We start from the raw sequence: 2,404 nt of genomic DNA on the forward strand, positions 1-2,404 counted from the left end.
CGGGTAAAGTAAGCACATAACAAACCGCACCGAGATATCGGTGTTCATAACACAGGCCCTTGGCCTTTTTAACAAGCCCTGATTATAAATCAAGATAAGAGACAATCCCGCTAGAAATCTTCTGGCGGGATTGTTGGTTTCGAGGAGTTGATAATTTCCTGTCCCCAATAATAATCTATGGAGGGTGTCGTTGCTACCAAGAGGCTACCGGAAGAGGTAGAATCAGGTTCTATCTGTAGAGGGATAAACTTTGCCCTAGAGTTCGGGTACATTAAGAACATAAGAAAGCGCACCGAGATAGGTGCTGATCAGACAGGCCATTAGGTCTTTTTAGTAAATTAAAATAACAGACAATCCCGCTAGAAACCTCTGGCGGGATTGTTGATTTTCACCGATGGATTCCCCCGGTAATTGGAGGAGTAGGGTGGGTTTGAACCCACATTCACTCTAGACTAGGACAAGAAACCTAGTTTGTCTTGCCGTTACTGTACCAACGCCCTAGAGGTAGCAACAGGTTCTATCTTTAGAGGGATAAACTTTCTCGGAGAATTCAGTTATATTAAATTCATAAGAAAGCGCACCGAGTTTAGGTGCTGATAAGACAGGCCGCAAGGTCTTTTTAGTAAAGCAAAATAACAGACAATCCCGCTAGAATCTCTCTAGTGGGATTGTTGATTTTGAGGAAGACTTGCACCGTTACTTGCAGCAAAACCAGAAATTCTCAAGAAAGCCGGTTTTAGCTAAAACTAAATTGGATTGTTCCCTAGAGGTAGCAACAGGTTCTATCTTTAGAGGGATAAACTTTCTCGGAGAATTCAGTTATATTAAAACCATAAGAAAGCGCACCGAGTTTAGGTGCTTATAAGACAGGCCGCAAGGTCTTTTTAATAGAGCGAAATAACAGACAATCCCGCTGGTAGCAATACCAGCGGGATTGTTGGTTTTGAGTCTGGGATTAGGAATAGTTGCCTTTTTAGGGCAAGGAGTGGTTTGTTTCCGAGGGTTGGGTTGCCGGAATCCCTGGACGGCTAAACAGTTTAAAGTAAACTGAGTTCAAGAGTTCTTTGATGGGAAAGGTCATAAAAGTCAGGGGATTAATGGTGACGATGATGTTCCGATTATCCGCTTTGGCTTGTTTGACGATTTGTTTGGCAACCCAATCGGCAGACATGACCCCAATGGGATTGAGATTGCTTTTAAAGGGGCCAAGAATCAATTTTCTAACGATGCAAGGTGCATCTAATCGCCGCAAGGTGACTAAATCCCCGAGGGTGCGTTTGGTGAGTTCGTACAGGGGACTAAAGGCGGGATTGGATTCTGCTTCGGAGGTGTTAACCCAGACTTCTTTGCGGGCGATGTCTTGATTGGTACGAACTGTGGTGAAAAACAGTTCCATTAAACGCCAGGAGGAAAAGGCGTTGACTTGATAGGAATTCGCGATCGCCTCTGGGGTGCGATCGCCATGTACGTTCATGCCATGATTCAAGATGAGAATATCGACCTTTTCAAATAACGCCGCCAACTCGTTTTCTTGCCCAATTTGCCAGGTAACGGTATTCACCTCCAGGGTTTCTGACGCTAGGGTTAAGACGACTGCCTCATTGCCGGAGGTGAGGGCGATGACTTTGGCCCCTGCTTCATGGAGATGCAACAACAGCGATCGCCCCAGGGTTCCAGAAGCCCCTGTTACCGCTACGGTTTTGCCTTTGAGGGAAAGTGCAGTTCCCATAAGTTTGTCTATAAAAGTAAACGTCCCGCAAAAGTAAGCATTTTGGTTATCAAAGTGATGTCGCCAATGGTAGGGACGATTCACAAACCATCGCGAGGGTGGAGTGGCAAAAGGACCCGGTTGGTGAGTCAAATCCGTGAGGCGATCGGCTTCTGGGATGCCTAATCCTCGGGCGATCGCACTGCCTAAAAAGCAGAGGGTATAAAGACAACCAATCCCCGCAACCCAATGGTAACTCGGAAGAAACAGATAGGCCCCTAACCACCACAACAGCCCAAACCCCAGCATTACCAGGGCCTCGGGTACGTCATTGCGCCAATGCGCTTGTTGATAAATCTCTTCACTCGCTGGGGTGAGATTCGGACGAAAAACGCGATGATGCCAAACGTGCAAGCGATAGAGGGGTTGCCAAACATGGGCAAAAGCATGATACAAATCTCGTACCAGTTCCGCCCACAGAATAGAACCGAGTCCCCACGCTACTGTCGCAATCCAAATTGGGAGCATAGTTAGTTTAATACACCTTTTTTCTGTAATTTTAGGGAATGACCCCGATCGCCACCATTGTTTAAGTCCTAGCGCCACTACCGGCGGGGGTTTGAACCCTAGCCCTGTCAAGATGTGTAGATTGTAGGGGCGCAATGCTTGCGCCCTCCGGAGGGCGCAAGCATTGCG

1 protein-coding gene is annotated in these 2,404 nt (G+C 47.0%); it reads right to left on the minus strand.

What is annotated here, in order from left to right; all coding sequences use genetic code 11:
* Positions 1-973: 973 nt before the first annotated feature.
* Entirely contained in the window at positions 974-2,236 is a 1,263-nt protein-coding gene (locus NG833_RS29580) for a bifunctional sterol desaturase/short chain dehydrogenase (RefSeq protein WP_254568846.1), read from the minus strand.
* Between the last annotated feature and the right edge of the window lie 168 nt (positions 2,237-2,404).

Source organism: Oscillatoria sp. HE19RPO, assembly GCF_024220515.1.
In the GTDB taxonomy this organism is placed as follows: Bacteria; Cyanobacteriota; Cyanobacteriia; order Cyanobacteriales; family Laspinemataceae; genus Laspinema.

Bases quoted from the DNA above. Each gene is read 5' to 3' on its own strand.
- NG833_RS29580 (WP_254568846.1), bottom strand. From the start codon at position 2,236: ATGCTCCCAATTTGGATTGCGACAGTAGCGTGGGGACTCGGTTCTATT.